The sequence below is a fragment of the Polaromonas aquatica genome, from assembly GCF_042659145.1.
In the GTDB taxonomy this organism is placed as follows: domain Bacteria; phylum Pseudomonadota; class Gammaproteobacteria; order Burkholderiales; family Burkholderiaceae_C; genus Polaromonas; species Polaromonas aquatica.
Window position 1 is genome coordinate 1 of sequence record NZ_JBHSRS010000039.1, and the last position, 1120, is coordinate 1120.

The following is a 1120-nucleotide window of genomic DNA, read 5'->3' on the forward strand; positions in this document are numbered from 1 at the left end:
TGCCAGCAGTAGCAAGCCAAAAAGCGCCCCCAAGCAGCCACCAGCGGCCAAGCAGGCGATTGCTGCGCCCCAGCGCAATTCCCAGATGGTTGCGCAGGGCGCGCTTGCCACTGCAGGGGAATGGGAAACTTTTTAAATCTCGCCGCGCGTGTCAAACGCTCAAAACCCGGCTGCTTGTGCAGCCATTACCTGGATGAAGTAAAAATATGCAATGGTTTTTCAAGCTCCGTGTGACGACCAGGCTGGTTCTCAGCTTTCTAATTGTGGCCATGGTTGGTGCGGCCATCGGTTCGCTTGGAATCTTTCACATGGGGCGCATCAGCACGGCCACCGAAGATCTTTACAACAAGGACATGCGGGTGCTCAAGGGTGTTCAGGATGCCAATGTCCATTTGCTCTATGCAAGCCGGGCCCAGGTGGGCCTCCTGGCGGCCTCCACCCTGGGGGAGCGCAACGCTGAGAAAAAGAATGTCCAGGCAGCCCTGGATGCACTTCAGGCAAGCATGGCCGAGATCAAGCCTTTACTGGAGGCCAATGCCGAGGGTAAGGCCCTGTACCAGCAATATGAGAGCAAATTTCCAGGCCTCAAGGCAAACCTGGACGCTTTTGTGGTGTTGTTGTCAAAGCAGCCCCTGGATTCCTCCCAATATGAAAACGGGGTGACCGATAACAGCGCAAGCTTGGTAAAGGAGTCGCGTGCGGTAGAAGAGGTGTTCAAACGCATGGTTGAGCGCAGTGACCAGTTTGCCCAGGCTGGCATGGAACACGCCCGCAGCACCTATACAAGCTCACGCCTGATGATGTTGATGCTTGTATTGGCGGGCATTGTGATCAGCATCGGGCTTGGCCTGGTTGTTGCGCGCCTGCTGGCGCGCCAAATCGGCGGAGAGCCCGGTTATGCGACGGACGTTGTTGATCGTGTGGCAGCGGGAGACCTGACCGTGCAAGTTGATATCCGCAAGGGTGATACCAGCAGCCTGCTGTATGCGATTCAGCGGATGCAAGGAGAGCTGGTTCAACTGGTCAACGGTATCCGCCATGGCACAGACACGATAGCGACAGCCTCAAGCCAGATAGCCTCAGGCAACCAGGACCTGTCCTCAAGGACAGAAGAACAAGC

General features: G+C 56.5%; 1 protein-coding gene. It reads left to right on the top strand.

Translation table 11 applies throughout. From position 1 onward, the window contains the following. Positions 1-206: 206 nt before the first annotated feature. The coding region (locus tag ACFQND_RS12260) for an MCP four helix bundle domain-containing protein (RefSeq protein ID WP_377413616.1) at positions 207-1120 on the top strand (914 nt) is incomplete at its 3' end.